This is a genomic window from Pedobacter paludis, from assembly GCF_003173575.1.
GTDB classification, from domain to species: Bacteria; Bacteroidota; Bacteroidia; order Sphingobacteriales; family Sphingobacteriaceae; genus Pedobacter; species Pedobacter paludis.
In genome coordinates this window covers 404,907-428,638 of record NZ_QGNY01000005.1, presented here as the reverse complement: position 1 = coordinate 428,638, position 23,732 = coordinate 404,907, and the positions used below count along the sequence as shown (strand labels likewise).

The window sequence follows — 23,732 nt, the reverse complement described above, 5'->3', positions numbered from 1 at the left end:
GTTAATAAATAAGAAATCTTTTTTTGGTAACTTCCCGAAGTTCTATTTAAAAATATTTTCAAACTTTAAATAGATAATCTGAATGGGCATTTCTATTTAAAAAGTTATTAATGACTTCAAAAGACGTTACTCCAGATTAACTTTTTAATTTACCACCCCAAATATGTTTAAATATAAAATTCATTTTGCTCACTGTACTTTTTTTCGAAATAAACAACAGCGATTTATAGTTTGAGTACATGAAAAATATCAATCTAAAACATAGGTAATTATTTAATCTTGTTCTGTATAGCTTTAATAATTGTTGAATAAACGCAGTGTCCTTATTGTATTTGTAGCTGGCAAACACTTCGAATTCGCTCAACGTTTTTTCAATTTTGGCTTTTCCATTCGGCGTAATAATTACTTTTTCCCTTTCTAATTTAAGGATGTTTGTATCAGAATTTTCGTGTTGACGATATTTGACCAATGATTGATTAATATATTTTAACTTACCAACATTTGTCGCCGTATAAGCTAACCATCTATCATGAAAAATTTCTTTAGGAAATGGAAGGCTATACTTAGTCAATTCTTTTTTAAACAGGCTTTCATGTCCGGATAAAGAATTGAAAAATAAAAAGGCTTTAAAATTATCCCCCTGATACATATTTATAATGTCAGACATCCGTTTGTTTAGAGAATGCCCTTCATTATTTATGAATTCTGAATTGTGATAAATTAAAATATGTTCTCCAATTTCATTAACCTGCACTTCAATCTTGTTGGGCAACCAAATATCATCTTGATCAGCTAATGCAATATAGTCTCCTGTACACAACCCTATTGCCTTTTCGAAGTTTTTGATATAACCTAAGTTAACATCGTTTTGGTAGATGTTGAAGCTTTTATATCTTTCAGCATATTCGTTTAATATTGCCCATGTTTGGTCAGTAGATCCATCATCGACAACAACAATTTCTATGTTAGGATATGTTTGATTTACGATAGAATCAAGTTGCTCTTTAAGAAATCTTTCTCCATTATAGGTACAAAGCGCTATTGAAACTAAAGGATGCTCCATAAATTAATCGTTAAAAGCCTGCATATTAATTAATCTTCTATAGAGGCCGTTTTTGTTTAACAATTCCGTATGACTTCCAATTTCTACAATTTCGCCTTTATCTATAACAACAATTTGATCGGCATGTTGTATGGTGCTTAAACGGTGCGCAATTACGATAGAAGTCCGGTTTTTCATTAAATTGTTCAACGCTTCCTGAACGAGTTTTTCCGACTCAGTATCTAGTGCAGAAGTTGCTTCATCTAAAAGCATAATTGGAGGATTTGCCAATACCGCTCTCGCAATACAAACACGTTGCCTTTGTCCTCCAGAAAGTCTGTTTCCGCGATCGCCAACAAAAGTTTGATAACCGTTTTCCGTATTCAGAATAAATTCGTGGGCATTTGCAATTTTTGCGGCTGCAATAACTTCTTCTTCCGTAGCATTTGGTTTGGCAAATGCAATGTTGTTAAAAATCGAATCGTTAAAAAGGAAAGATTCCTGATTAACCGTTCCCATTTGCGAACGAATACTTTCTACCGTTAAATCCTTATAGTCAATCCCATCAATTTTTATCGAACCAGATTTGGGATCATGAAAACGAGGAATTAAATCCATCAAGGTACTTTTGCCTCCACCAGATGGCCCAACCAAAGCAACGGTTTTCCCTTTTTCGATGTTGATGTTAATGCTTTTTAAAACTTGTTTTTCGCCGTAATTAAAAGAAACATTTTCTAAAGTTAAGGCTGTATTGAAACCACTTAAAACTTCGGCATTTGGTTTGTTTACCAGTTCTGGCTTGGTATCAATTAAATCTAAAACGCGTTCGCCCGCAGAAATGCCAGAATGAATACCGCTGAAAGAATCGGTTAAAGCCTTTATGGGTTGCATTACTTGACTAAAAGTTGCGAGATAAACTACAAATGCTCCTCCTTTAAGATCTCCCTGTCCGGTTAAAATCATCGTTCCTCCATATAAAAGGATAAAAACAACTACTAATACGCCAAGTGTTTGAGAAACTGGCGAGGCAAGTTGTTGTCTTCTCGCCATCTTTCTATTTAAAAAAGAATAAAATCTATTTTCTTCACCAAATTTGTCCTTTGCTCTTTCTGATGCATTAAAAGCCTTTATAATTTTTATTCCACTTAACGATTCATCAAGGAAACCAATCATTTTTGCAAAAGATTCATGGGATTGTGTGGCCTGTTGTTTTAACCGCTTTACAATTTTACTAATGATGAAACCGGAAATGGGAATAACCAATAATGAAAACAACGTTAGTTTTACAGATATGGACAGCAACACCACAATAAAAAATATGAGTTGTAATGGTTCCTTAAAAACAACTTGTAGCGTGTTGGTAACAGTAAACTGCACTACTTGAACATCAGAGGCGACTTTAGAAATAATATCGCCTTTTCTTTCATTATTAAAATAACCTACATGAAGATTCATTACATTGTCGAATACGGTTTTTCGCATATTAAGAAGCGTATGTACCCTCAAATCTTCCATATACCTCTGTGAAAAGTAACGAAAGAAATTAGCAAGAAATACAGTAATTACGATTACGACACAAATGATTTGAAGTGCATAAACCTCGCCATGCTGCATACTGATTTTATCAATATAAGCTTGGAAAAGCTCTCTAGGATCTAACAAAGATTTTTCTCCTGGAACAGTTAAGGGTTTAGAAGAAGTATCCTTTAAAAAAAGAGCTTGCATTAATGGCCCTAACAATGTAAAGAGGAAGGTGTTAAAAACAATAGCAAAAAGTGTTGCAATAACATATGGTATAGCAAATTTTTCTATCGGCTTGGCAAAGGATAATAAACGAAAGTAAATTTTCATTCTTTATAAATGGAATATGTAAAATGGATAAATGAACTCGAATCATCTCCATAAAAAATCTTGTTAAAACTTGGCAAATGTACGGTTTTCAAATAAACCTAGTAGATTTTGAAGTCTTACGTGATTTAAAATTCTAATCGCTTAATTTTCTTTGTGCTTACAGATTGATTAATTACCTCAATCACTGCCGAAATATCTAAATCAGAATTATATTTTTGTTTTAATGCTTTGAGCTTTTCGCGACTAGCAACAATGGCTTCCTTATTGGTAAAATAATCTTTATAGCTCTCCAAAACCCAAAACTTTCCGGTTAATATTTTTGGTAAAAGCTCTGTAAAAACCAGCTGCAATGGCCATAATGCTTTTCTTAAGCCTTGTAAGTGGATACCTTGTAAAATATACCGATTACGGTAATAAATTTTCTTAATGAAATTAGATTTGATTTGCGTTTTTGTACTTCCGCTAACATGGTGAAAGCAAGATGATTGATGTTCATAATAACATTTCCAACCAACTTGCCAAGCACGCAAGCTTAAATCAAAATCTTCAGATGAGAAGGGCGAATAAATTTCATCGAAGCCACCTAATTCCTTTAGTTTTTTGGCGTCAACCAACGCATTGGCGCCAGAAAGGTAAGCGGTGTATACATTTTCATCAGTAGGATTTTTGCTATAATAGAACTTGTTTGCTTTTATTCTGCACCCACTGTAATACAATAAGCGGGCTGCATCTTCGATTCTACTTTCATCAAAACTCATAATGCGGGCCATCACACCGAAAGTATCGGGTTTGTTAAAGTACTTCCATTGATGCTCAAAATAATCAGGAGTTAACTTTACATCAGAATTTAGGAGTAAAATGAGTTCATGCTGTGATTCGCGGATCCCATGATTACAGGTATATGAAAAGCCTCGATTTTTATCATTAACCAGTAGTTTAACATTGGAATAATTCGATTTAACAAAATCGATGCTATCGTCTTTTGAGCCATCATCAACAACAATAACTTCGAAAATAGTTTTAGCATTTTGAGCAGCCTCGAAAACAGAAGGCAAATATTTTTCTAACAGATGCCTGCCGTTATAATTTGGGATTACGATGGAAACACTTTTTTGCATCTACTTAACGATTTTATAGTTACGATATTCGAATAAACGCATTCCGGTTAAATCTTCAATCTTCTGTAAAACCCTTCTTCTAAAGCTCATTCTTGGTGTTTGTTTTGTTAAATCCTGTTCAAACTTCCAATTGGCTGATGCAATTCTGGGCTGCATTACTTTTGGATGGGTACCTTTAAAGTGAACCAATCGATCAGCATTATGCATATCAAATGTATTTTGGACTGGGTAATTTTCTTCAATCCACTCTTCGGTTTGATAATATTGGTTAAAATTGCGAACTTTTCCTTGTAATCCTTTCGGAGGTTTTACCCAGCCATAATGATAGATATAAGCATCAATTAGTTTAACTTTCAGCTTTCTATCCTTAATTCTAAAACCCTGTGCATCGCGGTAAGAGTGCACCCCGGGCAAATTTTTTATAATTCTAACTTCTCTTCTATACCATCTCCTTGATTCGGCCAGATAATCGTAGGAAGCATAAAAGTGTTTGTATTTTAATAAAAGTGCCTCAACATTATTGTTGTTTAACTCAAGTTCCATCTCCTTTTTTATTAAGGGCAGATAATCTTCATGAATGGCTTCATCACCCTGGATATAAATCATCCAATCGCTATCCACTGGAATCAAGGCTAAAGCTTTATTGGTTTCATCGGCAAAAACACGTCCGCCTTCTCTTTGAGTTTCATCCCAAACCGTATCTATAGTATTGATTTTATTTGGATCGATGCTTTTAACCAGTTCTGAGGTTTCATCGTTAGAGTTGCCCAATGCGATTATAAAGTCATCACATAGAGGTAAAACAGAAAGTATGGCTTCCTTAATTGGATAATCGTTTGTGATTGCATTTCTGATAAAGGTAAAACCGGTAACTTTCATAGATAAAATAGATTGTTTCGGGCTCAATCAATCCCTGCCTCACTACAAAGTAGTCCCTTCGGGACAATAGCGATTAAAAATAAATCTGTTTATTTGTACAAAGATAGTTTTATTGATGAATACACATCTATCCATTTTAAACGAAGTAAAGCAAGGTAATTATAAGATTTTGGCAAGGGCATTAACCCTTGTAGAGAATGATCTTGCCCCATCAGATTTGCTTTTGAGGAATTTGGATAGTAACGTTACGATTCCAGTAGTTGGAATAACAGGTCCTCCGGGGGCTGGTAAAAGTACTCTAGTAAATGCAATTACAAATCGTTTTACAGCTTTAAACAAACGCGTGGCGATTTTAGCGATCGATCCAACTTCTCCCTTTAACTTCGGTTCTTTGCTTGGCGATCGAATTAGAATGGCTGGCCAATTTAATAAACCAAATGTTTTTATCCGTTCTTTGGCAACCCGTGGCGCTTTAGGTGGGATTTCGGCAAAAACCATTGAAATGGTTGATGTTTTAAAAGCATCGAACTTCGATTTAATTTTGGTTGAAACGGTTGGCGTTGGGCAATCAGAAATCGAGATTGCTGGTTTGGCAGATAAGACTATAGTTGTTTTGGTGCCTGAATCTGGTGATGAAGTTCAACACATAAAATCTGGTATCATGGAAATTTCCGATTGTTTTGTAATCAATAAGGCAGATCGTGAAGGAGCAGATATATTTGCAAATAATTTAAAAAAAATGGTTCATCAAGGCATTAAGTCCATTCCGGTTTTAAAAACCGTTGCAGATAAAAATATTGGTATTGAGGAGCTTTGCAATTGGATTGTTCAACCTCAGGAATTTATTAATGATAGAAAGGAATTTCTATTTTCAGAAAAAGCTTGGAAGATTATTCAGCACCAAAAGATGCAAAGTGTAGATAAAAAAAGGCTTCGCGATGCTATTCACGAAGCCTTGAAAAAAAGTGATTTTAATGTTTATCGCTTTGCGGATGAATTTTTATAAAGCTTAATTGTTTAACTGTACAAATTGGTTAATTGGAATTGCTTCTAATTCATTAGGTCTTCAATTTCTTCAGCTTCTAAAGGAATATCTGCCATTAAATCTAAATTTCCAAAATTGGTAATTAAGATGTTGTTTTCTAAACGAATTCCTAGCCCTTCTTCGGGGATATAAATACCAGGTTCTACAGTTAAAATATTCCCAGCTGCAAAAGGCGTGTATCGCCCAGCGAAATCATGTACATCAATTCCTAAATGATGAGAAGTGCCATGCATAAAATATTTTTTATAGGCCGGCATGGTTGTGCTTTGATTTTTAACATCAGCAATTGAAATTAATCCCAAATTAACCAATTGCTCGGTCATAATCTCGCCTACTTGTTCATGGTAAGTGTTCCATACGGTATCGGCAACGATTAATTTAGTCGCTTCTTTCATTACATGAAGAACTGCATTATAAACATCTTTTTGTCTTTTGGTAAAACGACCGTTTACAGGGATTGAACGGCTCATGTCTGCATTATAATTGGCATACTCGGCGCCAAAATCAAATAAGATTACGTCGCCATCTTTACATACTTGGTTGTTATCGTTGTAATGGAGGATATTTGCGTTATGGCCTGATGCGATTATCGGTGTATATGCATGGCCTGTTCCGCCTTGGCGAATAAACTCGTGAATAATTTCTGCTTCAATTTCGTATTCTTTAACGCCTGGTTTGGTAAATTTTAAAACACGAACAAATGCATCTCTGGTAATTGCACAGGCTTTTTTAGTTAACCCTATTTCAATATCCGATTTGATTGCTCTTAAGCTACGCATTATTGGAGCAGAGCGTTCATAATGATGTAAAGGATATTTTGATCGCATTTGTTCTATAAAGCGGATATCGCGATAAGGAACAGTGTGTGCATAGCGATCATTTTCATTTGTATTTAGATAAATGTTATCTGCATAATGAACAATGCTGTGCAAAATGTTATCAAAATCTTCAAGCCAATAAATGCTTTCTATACCCGATGTTTCCTTTGCCTGCTCTTTTGTATACTTATATCCCTCCCAAACTTTTATGTAATCATTTGTCTGTCTTAAAAACAGGACTTGTCTGTACAAAGGATTAGGACAATCAGGATATAGTAGTAATATGGTCTGTTCCTGATCAATTCCCGATAAATAAAATAAATCTGGATTTTGTTTAAAAATGAAGTTTTGATCCCCGCTTCTAGGGAACTCATCACTAGCCTGAAATATAGCTAAAGAGTTGTTTTTTAGTTCTTTAGTAAAATTATTTCTATTTAAAATGAATAGGTACTGATCAATGGTAGGATATTTCATAATTATTATACTTTTAAGTAGATAATGGTCAAATGTAAGAAAATCATTAATTATGGTGAAGTTTGGAACGGAGTTTGTATAAAAGTTTGAAAATTTAAAATTTTGTTTAATTTTGCGATTACTTAAAAAATTAATCAATTAAATTGTTTAACCCTTAAAAAAAGAAAAAGATTATGAATTATTCTACTTTAAAGAAAAGTGTTGCACTTTCTTTAGTGGCATTAACAGGAGTTGCGACTCTTGCTGTCGCTCAAGATGCGCCTGCAACAACTTCTTCTACCAAGGTATTTGGTGGAAGAGGACAGTACAGAACTTGGTCAATCGGTGTTAACGGAGGTGTTTTAGCTCCAGTTATCGCTATCGGCGGTTCAAATGACTTCAACAAATGGGATGTTAACTTAGGTTACGGTTTAAATATCCGTAAACAATTAGGACACTCATTCGCTTTAGAATTAAACGGATTACGTGGTAAAGTTTCAGGATCTAACGATGCTACTTTATCTGGTGCAGGTTCTACAAACAGAGAATTTGAAACTGAATTACAATACGCTGTAGATTTACGTGGTGTTGTTAATGTTGGTTCTATCGATTTCTTACGTCGTGAGAATTCTGTAGGTTTCTTCTTAACTGCAGGTGGTGGTTACTTAGCTTACGCTCCAAAAGTAACAGCTTCAAATGGTACAGTAACTGATTGGAAAGGTAATGCTACTGGTCCTGCTGGTGATAAACACGAAGCAAAAGATTACGTAAAAGGTTTCTATATTCCAGTTGGTGCTGGTGTTAAATTCAAAGTTTCTGAGCGTGTTAACTTTAACTTAGGTTACACTATGAACTTTGTTGACGCTGATAACTTTGATGGAGTTTACGCAAAAGGTACTACTAAAGATCACTTCTCTTACGGTTATGCTGGTTTAGAGTTCTCTTTAGGTTCTTCTGCTAAACCTAGCTTAGAATGGACTAACCCATTAGCTACAATGTATGACGAATTAAAAGATCCAACTTTACGTCAAGAAGTTGAAGCTTTAAAAACTCGTGTTTCTGCTGTTGAAAAATCTGTTGAAGATTTGAAAAAAGATACTGATGGTGACGGTGTTGCTGATCAATTCGATAAATGCCCAGGTACTCCTGCTGGTACTGCTGTTGATGGTTCAGGTTGTCCTCTACCAGTTCCAGCTGCTGTTACAGCTCCAACTACTGGTGTAACAGGTTTCGAAAAAATCGGTTTCGATTTCAACTCTTCAGTTTTAAAAACTGAGTCTTATCCAACTTTAGATAAATTATCTTCAGTGTTACGTGAAAACGGTGGTAAAGTAACTGTAAACGGTTATGCTTCAAGCGAAGGTACTGCTGCATATAACTTGAAATTATCTAAAGACAGAGCAAACTCTGTTAAAACTTACTTAGTAAACTCTGGTGTTAACGCTAGTCAAGTTGCTACTAAAGGTAATGGTGAAGCTAATCCAATTGCTTCTAACGATACTGAAGAAGGTCGTATCCAAAACCGTCGTGTTGAAACTGCTAGAAACTAGTATTTCAATATAAAGTTTAAAAGAAAGTCCCGATGCAAATCGGGACTTTTTTTATGCCTTTTAATTTTCTGTATTAAGCTTTTTCGGTAAGTTTGCTACATGTACTTCTTTAGGAAAAAGGATCCAAATCGGCCAAATAATATCAATATCAAAATAATGCATATCATTAATGCATTGGCCATTTGTGTTTTTCTGGCGGGCATCATTTACAAGCTTATTCAATGGCTTGTTAAATAATATAAAACAAATCCAATTTTTATTATGAAAGAAATTATAAAAACAACTAGTGCGCCTGCGCCTATTGGTCCATATAGTCAGGCAGTAAAAGCGGGCAATTTTTTATTTGTATCTGGCCAGGTCGCAATTAATCCAGAAAGTGGGGAATTAAATATCGGCAATATTGAGGAAGAAACTCACCAGGTAATGCGCAACTTAAAAGCCGTTTTACTTGAGGCAGGATTAACTTTTGATCATGTTGTAAAATCTACAATCTTTTTAAGTGATATGGGAACTTTTGCTCAAGTAAACGAAGTTTACGGACAATACTTTACAGCAGATTTTCCTGCTCGCGAAACCGTTCAAGTATCAGTATTACCAAAAAACGTTAATGTAGAAATTTCTGTAATCGCTGTTATTGGATAATTTTGGCGACAAGTAAAAGCAAATATTTTTTAGCGGGCATCATTCCCTATATCATTTGGGGAACGATGTCTATCCCTCTGCGAAATATAAAAGGCTTTCCTCCACAGGAAATTTTATATTATAGAATATTTGTTTCCATTGTTATGGTTTGGGCTACAATTTTATTGTTTAGAAGAGAAGCCCTTAAAAAAGATATTGCCTTTATAAAATCTTTAAGCTTAGCTAAAAAGAATAGAATTTTAATATTAACCGTTATTTCGGCATTTTTAATTACGGGTAACTGGTTTACCTATATTTATGCGGTTAATAGCATCAGCCTAAAATCTGCAGCTTTTGCTTACATGGTTTGTCCGTTGCTTACGGCATTATGCGGTTTCCTTATTTTGAAAGAAAAGCTTACCAATGCGAAAGTTATCGCAATGGTGGTAGCGCTTATTAGCATCGTTTTATTGGCTACAGGATCAATGAGAGAAGTGCTGTGGGCAATTATAATTGCATCATTTTATGCTTTATACGTTATTGTGCTAAAGGTAATTAAAGATGTAGATAAGTTTAACTTCCTCGGGTTACAGCTAATTTTATCGGGTTTGATGATGTTACCCATGTATCTCTTCAATTCAAATTCTTTCCCTGTTGATGGCTTTTTCTGGTCACACATCTTTTTAATTGCCATTGTTTTTACCATAATTCCTTTATTCCTAAATTCTTACGCACTGTTAGGGATGCCTTCATCTGCCTTGGGAATTTTAATTTATTTAAATCCAATAGTTGCATTTGCGGTCGCGTTTTTATACTTTAAAGAGAAAATCGATGTGCATCAAATCTTTGCCTATTTACTTTTGTTGCTGTCGATACTTATTTTTAATGCACAATTGATTAAAAGTGTTATTTACAAAAAACGATAGGGACATTGCTTAGTTCGATTTTAGATACACCTGTTGAGTTTATAAAGGGCGTTGGCCCAACTCGTGCTGATGTTTTAAAAAAAGACCTTGGCCTATTTACTTATCAGGATCTGCTATCTCACTACCCATTTCGATATATTGATAGAACCAAATATTTTAAAATCAATCAAATCAATCCGGATTCTCAATACATTCAGATTATTGGTCGCGTAATTAGCAAAAAGGTAATTGGCGAAAAACGAACCAAAAGAATTGTTGCTGTTTTTAAGGATGAAACAGGCTTAATGGAATTGGTTTGGTTTCAAAGCTTAAAGTGGGTTGAGGATAACATTAGCGTTGGAGTAGCCTATGTTGCTTTTGGGAAACCAAATCTTTTTAACGGAACATTTAGTATTTCTCACCCGGAGATGGAATTGTATCAAAACAGGCCTACTGGAAGAGGAAACTTAACTTTACAGCCCGTTTATAATTCTACAGAAAAACTCAAAAAATTTAACCTCGATTCGAAGGGGTTACAAAGATTAATTGCAGGTTTACTGGATCAGGTAATACCTCAGGTTGCGGAAACCTTGCCCCAATATGTTTTAGATAAATATCAGTTGCCGAGTAAAAAAATGGCTTTGCTGAATATTCATTTCCCCAAAAATCAACAAGATTTAAATGATGCAGAACGGAGATTAAAATTCGAAGAATTGTTTTTTATTCAGCTTCAGCTATTAAATAATAAACACCTTCGGGCACTGAAATTTAAAGGCGTTACTTTCGAAAAGGTAGGTGAGAAGGTTAATCGGTTTTACAAAGAATTTTTACCGTTCGAACTTACCAATGCTCAAAAAAGAGTTGTTAAGGAAATTCGGATAGATACACAGCGAGGAGTTCAAATGAATCGGCTTGTTCAGGGCGATGTAGGGAGCGGTAAAACTGCGGTTGCATTAATGAGTATGCTTTTGGCAAATGACAACGGTTATCAGGCTTGTATGATGGCGCCAACCGAAATTTTGGCTCGTCAGCATTATGCTTCCATTTCCGAATTGGTTACCGATGACTTGGTTAAAGTTGCCATTCTTACCGGAAATAGTAAGAAAAAAGAAAGAACCATCCTCCATCAGCAGTTGGAAAGTGGCGAAATAGATATTCTAATTGGCACCCATGCTTTAATAGAAGATAAAGTTCAATTTAAAAATCTAGGTTTAGTTGTTATAGATGAGCAACACCGTTTTGGGGTTGAGCAACGGGCAAAACTTTGGCGGAAGAGCTTAGTACCGCCACATATTTTGGTAATGACTGCAACACCGATTCCAAGAACTTTGGCCATGACTTTATATGGTGATTTAGATGTTTCTGTAATTGACGAATTGCCGGCTGGAAGAAAGCCTATCGAAACCAGACATCTTTTCGAAGGCCAACGGATGCGAATGTTTGGTTTTATGAAGCAGGAAATAGCAAAGGGCAGGCAGGTTTATGTTGTTTATCCTTTGATAAAAGAAAGTGAAAAATTAGATCTTTTACATCTCGAAGCCGGAATAGAACAAATGAGCTATCAGTTTCCCCGGCCAGATTATCAAATGAGTATTGTGCATGGCCAAATGCCAAATGCTGATAAGCAGTTTGAGATGCAACAGTTTATTGATGGAAAAAGCCAGATTATGGTTGCAACTACAGTAATAGAAGTTGGGGTAAACGTACCTAATGCCTCAGTGATGGTTATTGAGAATGCGGAAAGATTTGGTCTCTCACAACTTCATCAATTGCGTGGCAGAGTTGGTCGTGGCGCAGAGCAGTCTTTTTGTATTTTAATGAGTGGGAATAAACTCAGTAAAGAAGGTAAAGTAAGATTGGAAACCATGGTGAGAACCAATAATGGATTTGAGATTTCGGAAATTGATTTACAGCTTCGTGGCCCTGGAGACATTACCGGAACACAACAGAGCGGTGTTTTGGATTTAAAACTGGCAGATTTGGCAACCGACCAGGTCATTTTACAGGAAGCTAGGAATACGGTAATTAAACTCTTGGAAGAAGATGTGCATTTGGAGAAACCCGCAAATACCTTATTGAAAGCCTACCTTAAAAAACTAGAGCGGGGAATCTCTTTTGATAAGATCTCTTAAATATCATTTTGAAGTAACGATTGTATAGTTAATTGTTTCGTGTTGATCGTTTTTGTTTCTCAAATTGTAGTTTTGCAAGTATAAAAAATACATCTGTGGCAGATTCCGACCCCAACCCGATATTAGAAAAACCAGATCCATTCGCCGCCTTAAGGTTTAAAGAATTTAGATCGTTTTTAGGCATGCGTTTCTTTTTTACGCTTGCTTATCAAATGCAGGCCGTAGTTATAGGCTATCACATTTACGATTTAACCCACGATGCCTTAAAACTAGGCTTAGTAGGTTTGTGCGAAGCCATCCCTGCGATAGGTATTGCGCTTTATGGCGGTTACATTGCCGATAAAAGTGAAAAACGCGGCTTGCTGATTAAAATTTTTTCTGGAGTGTGGTTAGCGTCGGTGCTTATGCTCGTTATTACGAGTAAGTTCTTACATCTAAAAGAAGATTTCATCGTACTCATTATGTATGGTTTGGTTTTCTGTATTGGTTTAGCAAGAGGTTTTTTCGGGCCGGCTACATTTTCACTAATGGCCAAAATTATTCCTAAAGAATTATATCCAAATTCTAGTACCTGGAGCAGCAGTGCCTGGCAATTGGCAACAATTATTGGCCCATTGTTGGGTGGTTTAATTAATTGGCTTTGGGGAATTACTGCAGCTTACAGCGTTATTGTAGCTTTGGTTTCCATCTCGTTGATCTGCATATTTACGCTTAAAAAGCATCCTTCAACCTACATTCCTAAAGAAAACATTTTTGATAGCTTAAAAGAGGGAATCAATTTTGTGTTTAAAACAAAAATGATGGTTTGGGCCATGAGCTTGGATTTATTCTCAGTATTTTTTGGTGGAGCAGTAGCGCTATTGCCAATTTTTGCAAAAGATGTTTTTCACTTAGGCTCATTTGGTTTAGGTATGATGCGTGGCGCAGCATCAGCTGGTGCCGTCATTACCATGTTGGCAATGACTCGTTTTTCTCCCATGGGCAAACCTTGGCGAAATCTGTTAATTGCAGTAACGGGTTTTGGTTTGAGCATCATTTGCTATGGCTTATCGAGAAATTTCTATTTAACACTATTCTTTTTATTCTTGGAAGGATCTTTCGACAGTGTAAGCGTAATTATCCGCCAAACCATTATGCAGTTATTAACACCAGATGAAATGCGTGGACGGGTTTCGGCAGTTAACAGTATGTTTATTGGTTCATCAAACGAAATAGGGGAGTTTGAATCTGGTTTAACGGCAAAATATATGAGGCTTGTTCCGGCTGTTGTTTTTGGTGGAAGTATGACGATTGCTATTGCCGGGTTAACCTGGTTTAAAACGAAATCGCTTACTAAATTGAGTTTGCAAGACATTAATGAGCAGACAACAAAAGTAGCTTAAACAAGTTGATGGAGGTTGCAACCTAACTCTTTAAACAAATCGAATTGCTTTGCAGGCTAAACCCGATGGTACGGAAAGCCGCTATTTTTCATAGCGCTTGGAGGTACAGCGGGACAGGAATGGACCAAAGTACTCCTGCTTTTGCTTTCCAAATTTCTAGTTTAATAAAACCAGATTTAAAACTTCTTATTCTTCCCCCAGATTAAATAAATAATCGATCCAAAAAATGGTGCGAATAGGATAATGATAAACCAAAGCACTTTTACCGAGAAACCCATAGTGTTGTTTCTGGATATATGAAACAGTGCGGCCAAAATTAGCGCTAGCCAAAGGATAGCCGCTAGGATAATGATGATTGCGATTTGATTACTTTCTACTTGTGCCAATAACATGTTGAAGTCTTTTATTTAAGCTTCAACAATTCTTTCGCCAATTTGTTGGCGCCACATGGCTTGATATAAACCATTTTGTGCAATTAGTCCTTCATGTGTGCCTTGTTCGATTATGTGGCCTTTTTCTAAAACGTAAATGGTATCTGCATGTTTAATGGTTGATAAACGGTGAGCGATTAAAATGGTGATGTGATCGGTTAAATCTGAAACCGAACGGATGGTTTTGGTAATTTCTTCTTCGGTAATCGAATCTAATGAAGAGGTTGCTTCGTCAAAAACCAAGATATCTGGCTGGCGCAGTAAAGCTCTAGCAATTGATAAACGCTGTTTCTCTCCGCCCGAAACCTTTACACCACCTTCTCCGATTAAAGAATCTAAACCTTTGTCTGCCCTTGCCAATAAGGTTTGGCATGCGGCCTGATTTAAAACTTTATAACATTCTTCATCTGTAGCATTTGGATTTACGAACAACAGGTTTTCCCTTATCGTACCAGAAAAGAGTTGAGTATCCTGAGTTACGAAACCAATTTTTTCGCGTAACGCATCTAAATCGATGTCGTTGCTTGAGGTTCCATTGTATAAAATTTCTCCATCTTTAGCCGGATATAGACCCACTAATAGTTTTACCAATGTAGATTTTCCGGAACCAGATGGGCCTACGAAAGCAATGGTTTGGCCGTTATGGGTATCGAAAGAAATATTTTCCAGCGCATTTCTGTTTGCAGTAAGGTGTTTAAAACTGACCGATTTAAAGGTTAATTCTTTAATTTTTTTAATTGAGATTGGATTTGCCGGTTTTTTATCGACAGGCGTGGTTAAAATCTTTTTAAAGTTGCCTAATGAAACTTCGGCCTCTCTCCAAGCCAAGATTACGTTTCCAAGCTCTTGAAGTGGGCCAAAAAGGAAGAACGAATAAAATAAGAAAGAGAAGTATTGTCCTGGCGAAATCGTGTTGTCGAAAATTAGCAGTAAGAGCACCACGATCATAGAGCTTCTTACCAAGTTTACGGTAGTGCCCTGAACAAAACTCATGCTTCGCACGTACTTTACTTTTTTAAGCTCCAAACCCAAAATTTTGTAAGTAGTTTTGTTTAGTCTTTCTATTTCCTGATCGGCCAAGCCTAAGCTTTTTACCAATTCTATGTTTCTTAGCGATTCTGTTGTAGAGCCTGCCAAAGCAGTAGTTTCGCCAACAATAGAACGTTGAATGGTTTTAATTTTTCGGCTTAAAAACCAGCTTACGAAACTGATAATCGGAATGGCTGCGAAATACACAAGCGTTACTTTGTAGCTAATGGAAACCGAATAAACGATTACAAAAACCATCCCAATTAGACTTACAAAAAGCACACTTATAAATGAGGTGATGAACTTTTCGGAATCCAATCTTACCTTTTGTAAAATGCCCAAAGTTTCGCCACTTCTCTGATCTTCGAATACCTGATAGGGAAGTTTTAGCGAGTGCTGTAATCCATCGGCATACATTTTTGCACCAACCTTTTGTACAATTACGCTGGTAAAATAATCCTGAAAGTTCTTTGCAATTCTTGAAACCATAGCAGCGCCAATGGCTAAGCCAATAAAGCCCAAAGCACCCCAGATGTAGGCACTTTTGCTGGTAAAGGCACTACGTTTGTTAATGTACAAATCTAAGATCCTTCCTGTAAAATAGGGGTCCATTAAAGAAAAGCCGATATTTATGCCTGCAAGAAGTAGAGCTAAAGCCACAATCCATTTGTGCCCCTTCAGGTAATTGAGTAGTACGTTCATTAAAGTTTTGTTGTTTGTTTTACAAACATAAAAAAAGGGAACGGATATAAATCCATTCCCTTTTTTTATGACTTTAAGCTAAGATACTTAGCCGATTATTTAGAACCCGTAACGCAAACCAATTTGCATTTGCCAAGGGTTGCCTGATGGTGTAACAACTCCCGAGTTGTTTACGCGGTAGGTAAATGCTTTGGTTGTATTATCGAAACCAGAAACTGCATATAATGCTTGGTTACCCAAAGTTTCGTTTACGCCCCATTTCTTGTTCAACAAGTTGCCAAGGTTGAAAATATCTCCAGAAAGTTCAATACTATGTTTTTTGGCGAATCTGAATTTTTTGCTCACCCTTAAATCTACAATACCGAAGAAATCATTAATCCCGCCATTACGCTGAGCAATTTGACCAGAGTATTTTGTGATGTAATCTTTTAAGCTCTGGCTTGCATCAGGATTATCCAACAAGGTTTGTAAACCTGTACGGATATTCGCAGGAATGCTTGTGTTATATCTATCGAAAATGAAGGCCAAATCGTTTGTAGTTACGAAATCCCCGTTGATGTTTCCACCTGCCAATAAGCTGTAGCGCGTACCGCCAATTCCAGAATATCTAACGCCTACGGTAACACCAAAGAAAGTAGGTAATGTTCCGTAAATAACAACCTTAGTTCTGAAATGGTTATCAGAATATGTTACGTTACTTAAATTTCTTGGGTCGTCTTTAACCGGAAGTGATAATGTGGCAGAGTTAGCCACGTTTCCATTAAAAGATGTATTGTCTTTCGTATCGTTCCAGGTATAACTGGCAGAAATTTCTCCGTCTTTAAAGTAGTTCCAGGTTGCATCTAAAACAACTGCAAACTGATTGACTTTTCCTTTGCTGTTTAACTCCAGTACGCGTCCGAATTTATTGCTAATTCTACCTGTTTTCCAATCGGCCACACCGTTGCTTGCATTAACTGTAGGTACAAAAACACCTCTATCACCCTCGTTAGGTAGCGTAAAAAATGGATTTGCAACCATGTTTCTATCTACATACATATAGTTGTTGCGGCCTAAAGTTGCGTAACCTGTTATGCCTACCTTTAATTTATCGGTAATTAATTTACTGTATGATAAGTTGGCTTTGTAAACCACAGGAATTTTAGCATCCTCGGCATAGGTATTGATTGTTGGAAGTTGCAATGCTGTTAAGCTTGGCGTTGCAACAGTACCATTTCTGTATCCAATAAAATTTGGGGTTGGTACATCGGCTCCAAAAACATCAACTGTAGCTAAGTGCTTACCATCGAACGTTAAGTTGTTTATGGTTACGTAGTTGTTTACATCCGATCCAAAAATTCCAGCTCCGAAGCGTACAAAATCAGTTCTATCCTCGTTGATGTCCCAGTTTAACTGAACCCTTGGCTGAACCAAAAATTGCTTCAACTCGTAATCTGTTCTTACGCCCAATTCATCAAATAAAGTTTGGTTTAATGGCGATTTTGGATAAGAGCTGTAATCTAAACGTAAACCAGCAATGATGTCTAATCCTTTAGCAAGCTTAGTTTGCATTTGTCCGTAAATTGCAGAATTCCAAATGTTGGCTTTAACGGTTGGATCGGCAACCAAAGGTACTTCTCGATAGAATCTATTTGCGATTAAATTATTGAAATTTTGTACTGAAGAAATAGCTGTTCCGGTATTGGTGTATTCAAATCGGCCATTTACTTCGCTACCATAAAGAGATTTAGCTTTGGTGTACATTACATCAACCCCGAAAGTATATTTTACTTTATCGGTATTGTAATAAAAGTTATCTACCAATTGGAAAACGTTATTGGTAAAACCTTCTTGCCCAAAACGGTGACCACCAATTTGAATGGCCGTTGTTGCAGTTGTTCCATCAGACAAAGTAGAAGGAACATTACTCACAATTGCTCTGGGAATTGCACCCGTTAACTGATCATTCTGAGTACTGGCCTGAAAAGTATATAAATGCTGAAACTTCAATTCGTTTGTAACCTTGCTGTTAATGGTTGAACGTAATGTAGCCAATAAGCTGTTATCAACGTTTTTATCGTTACCGTAACTTTCGTAAAAATTTATCGTCGTATTATCGGCTAAACCTAATGGATTTCTATCATTGGTATAGTTATCACGAACGGTTAATAAATTACTGCTGTTAATCTGCCAGTCTAAACGGGCAAATGCAGCATCCGATCCACGTTTCTTTTCGAAAGATCCGTATTGAGGTGAATTTGCAACACCATACTTAGTTTGAGCGATAGATAAGAAGTTAGCAAGTGTAGCATTTGTAATTCTGAATCTGGCTTCATCTGCCGGGCCGTTAATATCTGCAATGATTAAAGGGCGAGAATCTTTTTGGTGATCCCAGCCCACAAAATAGTGCAATTTATCTTTAATGATCGGTCCACCTAAGGTAAAACCATATTGATAGGTAGAGAAATCGTTATCGCGTTTTACGCCTCTAATGTCATAACGACTAGCTAACCAATCTGCACGGCCATAGCCAAAGGCACTTCCGCTTAAAGTATTTGTTCCCGATTTGGTAACCGCACTTACTGTTCCACCGCCTGCTCTTCCATAAGTAACATCGTATTGATTGGTTACCACTTTAAATTCGCGAACTGCCTCCATAGAAATAGAATAAGGCGCACCGCTTCTGCTTGTTGTAGATCCGGCAGAGGTTGGGTTTTTGGCATTCATACCATCAATGGTGTAATTTGTGGATGAGCCCAGCTGGCCAGAAATTCCGCCACCGCGACTTAGTGGGGATAAGTCCATCAAGTTGGAAAAGTTTCGGCCATTTACTGGCAATTGATTCATTGTTTTGGCTGAAATTTCTGTAGAAGCACCAAAGTTTTGAACCTTATTTTTTAAAGATGAGCCTGTAACTTGAACCGCATCTAAGCTTTGGGAAGCCTCTTGCATTTTGATGCCCACTTTTACAACATCACCTTGGTTTAGCATAAAACCTGTTCTGGTTTGCTCCCCGAAACCAATATAAGCGGCTTTTACAGTGTAAGGTCCGCCCAATGGAAGTTCTTTAAAAATATATTCTCCATTTGCATTGGTTGAAGTTTTTGTTGTAAAACCTGTTGATTCATTTCTAATTTGAACCGAAACCCCGGGAACTGGTTTCTTAGCTTCATCCGTAACCGTTCCAGATATGGATGCTTGAGTTGTTTGTGCAAATACCGAGTTACTGGTAAAGCAAAACAATAGCAATAATGCTATTAGTAAATTTTTCATCATGATCAGTTTTTTGATTTGTTATCTGACCGCAAAGATGTTGTTGTAGTGTTAACTGAAATTTGACTTTATATTATTAAACGGTTTACAATTTGAGGGTTTTTGAGCTGATGTTAAAATAAAAAACGGCCAATAATTTAATATTGGCCGTTCGGTGTTAAGGATGTGTTAACCTATTTTTTATCAGCAGTGTATTTATCGCTGAATTTTTTATCTAACTGTTTGTGCAAATTATCGAGATTGATGTCTCTTCCTTGAATAAAAGCCTGCTCAACTTTGTTTGTTCTCATATCCAAAGCATCGCCAGCAGAGATGAAGAAAGTTGCATCTTTTCCAGTTTCAATACTTCCCGTGGTTTTATCAATTCCCATTGCTTTGGCGGCGTTTAAGGTAATGGTAGATAGTGCTTTTTCTTTATCCAAACCCCAAGCGGTAACGGTACCCGCCATAAACGGAAGGTTGCGCTGCTGCCAATAACCATCGATGCTTAAAACAACATTTAAACCTGCATTTGCTAAAACAGCTGCGTTTTTATAAGGCATATTCACATCATCATCAATATTATTTGGTAAAGCATGAGGTTGTTTTACCACTAATGTGATGTTGTTTTCTTTTAAGAAATCGATAATCAGATAAGCTTCATCAGCACCGGTAATTACAGGGGTAATACCGAACTTCTTGCCAAAGTTTACGGCAGCAACAATATCCTTTTGGCTTTCTGCTGCGATAAATAATTTTTCATCTCCGGAGAAAACTCTTTTCATGGCTTCAAAACGGGTATTGATTACTTCAGGTTTGCCCATTTCCGAATAAGCTTTGGCTTCTGCAAAGAAAGTATTCAGTTGTGCAATTGCAGTTTGAGTTCGTTCGGCCAATAATTCTGGTGAAGTCTGAAATCTTCCGCCACCACCAAAACCACCTCTAAAACGTGGTGTAACCGGCCAGGTCATGTGCATGGCATCATCCTTTCTTAGTGCGGCATCTTCCCAGTTCCAGGCATCTAACTGAACAACTGAAGAACTGCCAGAAACCGTTCCGCCTTGTGGTGTTGGCTGAGCCATTAAAATGCCATTGCTTCTTAAAGTGGCGGGTACTTTAGAATCGGTATTGTACGCTACAATAGATCTAATATGCGAATTGAAATCACCAATTTCCTGAAAATCCAATGTTGCCTTAACAGCTTCGATTTCTACCAAACCTAAATTGGTGGTTGCTGCAATAAAACCAGGATAGATGTGTTTTCCTGTTGCATTGATTTTAACCACATCATCCTGTGGTACCTGACCATCGGCTCTAACCGATATAATTTTTCCATTTCCGAAAAGGATGGTTCCGTTTTCGATTACAGTTCCGTTTCCAATATGTATGGTTGAGCCGGTAATGGCGATGGTTTTGCTTTGCTTTGGTGCTGGCGATATGTTTGCTTGTGCAAAACACATCAGGCTAGATGCCGATAAAGCCAGACTAAATAAGTAATTTTTCATGTTAGTGTGCATGTTCTTTTTCGGTTAATTCTGCTGAATAATTATCTAAAGTTTCGCAATTGAATAAACGCGGCGCATCTCCCATTGGGCGTTGCGTGCGACTGCCTTTACTTTTGCTATCTAACATTTTTTGGATCAATCGGGCTTTTTCTACCTGTTGTGCTTTCATTACCTGAGCATCTCTTTCAATATCCCAATAAGCAATTCCATCTACAAAAGTTTTTTCTGCCTTTGCATAAATGGAAAGTGGGTTAGCCGACCAGATTACAACATCAGCATCTTTACCAACTTTTAAACTTCCAACCTTGCCGTCAATATGAAGCATTTTAGCCGGATTTAATGTAACCAATTTCAAGGCTTCTTCTTCTGGAACATTTCCATAAAGAATAGATTTTCCTGCCTCTTGATTTAAGTGACGAGCCATTTCGGCATCATCAGAGTTAAAGGCGGTGGTAATGCCTACGTTGTGCATAATTTTCCCGTTGTAAGGGATTGCTTCTGCAACTTCGTTTTTATACGCCCACCAATCAGAGAAGGTAGAACCTGCAATATTATGAGCTTTCATTTTATCGGCTACCTTATAACCTTCTAAAATGTGTGTAAATGTGTTGATTTTAAAGCCAAGGCTATCTGCAACATGTATTAACATATTGATTTCACTTTGTACATAGGAGTGGCAGGTAATGAATCTTTTATTGTTGAGAATTTCTACAATTGCATCCAACTCTAGATCTCTGCGAACGGAGTTGCCTTTAACAGCCATTGCTTTTTCGTATTCCTTTGCACGCGTAAATTCATCTACATAGGTTTGTTCTACGCCCATACGGGTAACAGGGAAACGGGCACCAGTACCAAAATTACTTTGCTTAACGTTTTCGCCTAAGGCAAATTTGATAAACCCATCGGCACCAGCAAATTTTAGTTCTTCGGCAGATTTGCCCCAACGTAATTTAATCAATTGAGACTGACCTCCGATTGGATTTGCCGAGCCGTGTAAAATTTGAGAAGTAGTAACCCCTCCGGCCAACTGGCGATAAATATTTACGTCTTCAGGATTAATAATATCGCCCATGCGAACCTCTGAAGATACAGATTGCGCACCTTCGTTAATTCCATTTGCGGCGATATGCGAGTGCTCATCAATAATTCCTGTTGTAACATGTTTGCCTGTAGCATCAATTACTTTAGCACTACCTGCCGATAAATTTTTACCAATTGCCTTTATTTTTCCGTTTTCTAAAAGGATGTCGGCATTCTGTAAAATTCCGTCTTTTTCGTTCGTCCAGATGGTTCCATTTTTAATTAGAACGGTTTCTTGTTTTGGCAATTCGGCGGTGCCGAAAGCTGTAAAGGGATAAATAACAGGCCCAACGGCTAAACTTGGTTTAGGTTCATCACGCTTAGGCATTTCTTTTGCCGGCTCTTTATAAGTTGCGGTGAATTTTCCTATTGTTCCGTCTGATAATGCAGACTCGCCCTTAAATGTTAGAGGATTGGCAGAGGTTAAATAACCGCTTAAGCGAACATCCCCTTTCGGATTTTTCTTTAGATTGAAATTGATGCTAACCCAATCTCCGTTTCTGCTAAATGTTGCCGTTGTTTTAACGCTATCTACGCCGGTTCTTTCAATGGCCGCAATTGAGCCACCAGATGTTCCTGTAATTTTCAGCGTTAGCGCTCCAACGCCATCAACATTTAAGTTATATGTGCCACGAACATCGCTAACATCCATTTTATTAACAATGTAGCGCTTGCCTTGTACCCAGTTTTCGAAAATGATATTTCCGTTTTTGAATAGGTTATCAGATGAGATTAAGAAGTTGGCTACTTTGCCTTTTTCAATCGAGCCTACTTTATCGCTAATGCCTAAAATAGAAGCAGGAATCTCAGTTACAGATTGTAATGCTTGTTTTTCGGTTAAGCCATTTTCTATCGCAGTGCGAATGTTTGCCCAAAAATCGCGACTGTTTTCTAAACCAAAAGCGGTTAAGGCGAATTTAACTCCAGCTTTTTCTAAGGCTGCAGCATTTGTTGGCGCCATTTCCCAACCTTTCATTTGGGTTAAACTTACATTTCTGGCCTCAGCCGGATCTTCAACATCGTATGCTTTTGGAAAAGCCAATGGAATAATCAAGGTTGCACCTGTAGCTTTAACTTCGTTTATGCGCTGATATTCGTCTCCGGTAGATTTGATGATGTATTTTTTGCCGAATTCTTTTCCAATTTTATCAGCACGTAGAACACTTTGCCAACCATCCACCTCAAAAATTTGAGGTAAATCCTGTTGCTTTCCAAATTCATCCAGTGAGATGTTATATTCCTCTTTCTGTTTGCCATACCACTGTAAATCGTAATAAGTTTGGCGAAGCAAAGCGATGGAACCCATTAATGAAGTTGGATAATCGTTTGATGATGTTCCTTTGTTAAACGAATAATTGGCTGCGGTCTGATCTTTTAAGAACACATTATTATCTGATCCCTCATTTAAGGTTACCGCCGCAGAAGTTCCACGGGCAATTCCATCGCGGTTAATTACGTTTACACTACCGAACCCAACTTTACGCAGTTCATCGGCTTTCTTGCCATCAACAGAAAAAATGGTTTTTACCTGAGTTTCGGGTCTAATGGCTTCATTCCAGCCGAAAGCACCTTTTTTGGTTGATACAAAAATTGACTGGCGATTACCTCCGCCGCCACCGCCAAAACTGCGAGTTGGCGAAGCTGTTTCCGGTAAACCATAGCTTGTAAAGGCATCAACTAAAGACGGGTATACAAATTTGCCTTTTAAATCGATAACCACATAACCTTTAGGCACAGCTAAACCGGCGCCAACGGCTTGAATGGTTTGGCCTTTTATTAAAAGGGTAGCATTTGTTAGGGTTTGGTTGGCATTAACTACAATTGTTGCATTGGTAAACGCATACAGGCCTGGTCTTGTATCATAAGAACCATTTACAGGAAACGTAGATTGTTGTGCAAACAGAATTGTAGTAGAAAATACCAGCGCAATGGCGAGTAAAATTTTCTTCATAACTTGT

At 37.1% G+C, this 23,732-nt stretch carries 17 protein-coding genes; 7 read left to right on the top strand and 10 right to left on the bottom strand.

What is annotated here, in order from left to right:
- Window positions 1-136: 136 nt before the first annotated feature.
- The 4 genes from DF947_RS16000 to DF947_RS15985 all read right to left on the bottom strand — a co-directional run bounded on the left by DF947_RS16000 (window position 137) and on the right by DF947_RS15985 (window position 4,890).
- The gene (locus DF947_RS16000; protein ID WP_109931039.1) at window positions 137-1,063 is read right to left on the bottom strand and encodes a glycosyltransferase family 2 protein; all 927 of its coding nucleotides are present in this window, start codon (window positions 1,061-1,063) and stop codon (window positions 137-139) included.
- Between the two features lie 3 nt (window positions 1,064-1,066).
- Complete coding sequence (locus DF947_RS15995; RefSeq protein WP_109931038.1) at window positions 1,067-2,893, bottom strand: ABC transporter ATP-binding protein; 1,827 nt, start codon at window positions 2,891-2,893, stop codon at window positions 1,067-1,069.
- 125 nt (window positions 2,894-3,018) lie between these two features.
- Window positions 3,019-4,011, bottom strand: coding sequence for a glycosyltransferase family 2 protein (locus DF947_RS15990; RefSeq protein ID WP_109931037.1), 993 nt, complete (start codon window positions 4,009-4,011; stop codon window positions 3,019-3,021).
- Window positions 4,012-4,890 (bottom strand): glycosyl transferase, encoded by an 879-nt coding sequence (locus DF947_RS15985; RefSeq protein ID WP_109931036.1) that lies wholly within the window; start codon window positions 4,888-4,890, stop codon window positions 4,012-4,014.
- Window positions 4,891-5,005: 115 nt separating this feature from the next.
- Here DF947_RS15985 and meaB point away from each other — a divergent pair, with 115 nt between their 5' ends.
- Window positions 5,006-5,896 (top strand): methylmalonyl Co-A mutase-associated GTPase MeaB, encoded by an 891-nt coding sequence (meaB, locus tag DF947_RS15980; protein ID WP_109931035.1) that lies wholly within the window; start codon window positions 5,006-5,008, stop codon window positions 5,894-5,896.
- Window positions 5,897-5,940: 44 nt separating this feature from the next.
- Here meaB and DF947_RS15975 read toward each other — a convergent pair whose 3' ends face one another.
- On the bottom strand, window positions 5,941-7,227 hold the full coding sequence (locus DF947_RS15975) for an aminopeptidase P family protein (RefSeq protein WP_109931034.1): 1,287 nt from the start codon (window positions 7,225-7,227) through the stop codon (window positions 5,941-5,943).
- Between the two features lie 173 nt (window positions 7,228-7,400).
- Between DF947_RS15975 and DF947_RS15970 the strand changes: the two genes are divergently transcribed.
- From DF947_RS15970 to DF947_RS15950, 6 genes are all read left to right on the top strand, one after another.
- Window positions 7,401-8,756 carry an OmpA family protein gene (locus tag DF947_RS15970; protein WP_109931033.1) on the top strand — a complete coding sequence of 452 codons (1,356 nt, stop codon included), beginning with the start codon at window positions 7,401-7,403 and terminating at the stop codon, window positions 8,754-8,756.
- 99 nt (window positions 8,757-8,855) lie between these two features.
- Window positions 8,856-8,993, top strand: coding sequence for a DUF6728 family protein (locus DF947_RS22645; RefSeq protein ID WP_317046772.1), 138 nt, complete (start codon window positions 8,856-8,858; stop codon window positions 8,991-8,993).
- A 24-nt stretch (window positions 8,994-9,017) separates the two neighbouring features.
- Window positions 9,018-9,398 (top strand): RidA family protein, encoded by a 381-nt coding sequence (locus tag DF947_RS15965; RefSeq protein WP_109931032.1) that lies wholly within the window; start codon window positions 9,018-9,020, stop codon window positions 9,396-9,398.
- A gap of 2 nt (window positions 9,399-9,400) precedes the next feature.
- Window positions 9,401-10,303, top strand: coding sequence for an EamA family transporter (locus DF947_RS15960; RefSeq protein WP_109931031.1), 903 nt, complete (start codon window positions 9,401-9,403; stop codon window positions 10,301-10,303).
- 5 nt (window positions 10,304-10,308) lie between these two features.
- Entirely contained in the window at window positions 10,309-12,414 is a 2,106-nt protein-coding gene (gene recG, locus DF947_RS15955) for an ATP-dependent DNA helicase RecG (protein WP_109931030.1), read from the top strand.
- Between the two features lie 95 nt (window positions 12,415-12,509).
- Complete coding sequence (locus tag DF947_RS15950; protein WP_240615396.1) at window positions 12,510-13,796, top strand: MFS transporter; 1,287 nt, start codon at window positions 12,510-12,512, stop codon at window positions 13,794-13,796.
- 176 nt (window positions 13,797-13,972) lie between these two features.
- Here the strand turns inward: DF947_RS15950 and DF947_RS15945 are convergent, their stop codons facing one another.
- The 5 genes from DF947_RS15945 to DF947_RS15925 form a co-directional block, all read right to left on the bottom strand.
- Entirely contained in the window at window positions 13,973-14,188 is a 216-nt protein-coding gene (locus tag DF947_RS15945) for a PLDc N-terminal domain-containing protein (RefSeq protein WP_109931029.1), read from the bottom strand.
- Window positions 14,189-14,203: 15 nt separating this feature from the next.
- Window positions 14,204-15,958: an ABC transporter ATP-binding protein gene (locus DF947_RS15940; protein WP_109931028.1), complete on the bottom strand. Its 1,755-nt coding sequence runs from the start codon at window positions 15,956-15,958 to the stop codon at window positions 14,204-14,206.
- A 99-nt stretch (window positions 15,959-16,057) separates the two neighbouring features.
- Entirely contained in the window at window positions 16,058-19,213 is a 3,156-nt protein-coding gene (locus DF947_RS15935) for a TonB-dependent receptor (protein WP_109931027.1), read from the bottom strand.
- A gap of 170 nt (window positions 19,214-19,383) precedes the next feature.
- Entirely contained in the window at window positions 19,384-20,694 is a 1,311-nt protein-coding gene (locus DF947_RS15930) for an amidohydrolase family protein (RefSeq protein WP_109931026.1), read from the bottom strand.
- A 1-nt stretch (window position 20,695) separates the two neighbouring features.
- Window positions 20,696-23,725 carry an amidohydrolase family protein gene (locus tag DF947_RS15925; RefSeq protein WP_109931025.1) on the bottom strand — a complete coding sequence of 1,010 codons (3,030 nt, stop codon included), beginning with the start codon at window positions 23,723-23,725 and terminating at the stop codon, window positions 20,696-20,698.
- Window positions 23,726-23,732: the final 7 nt, after the last annotated feature.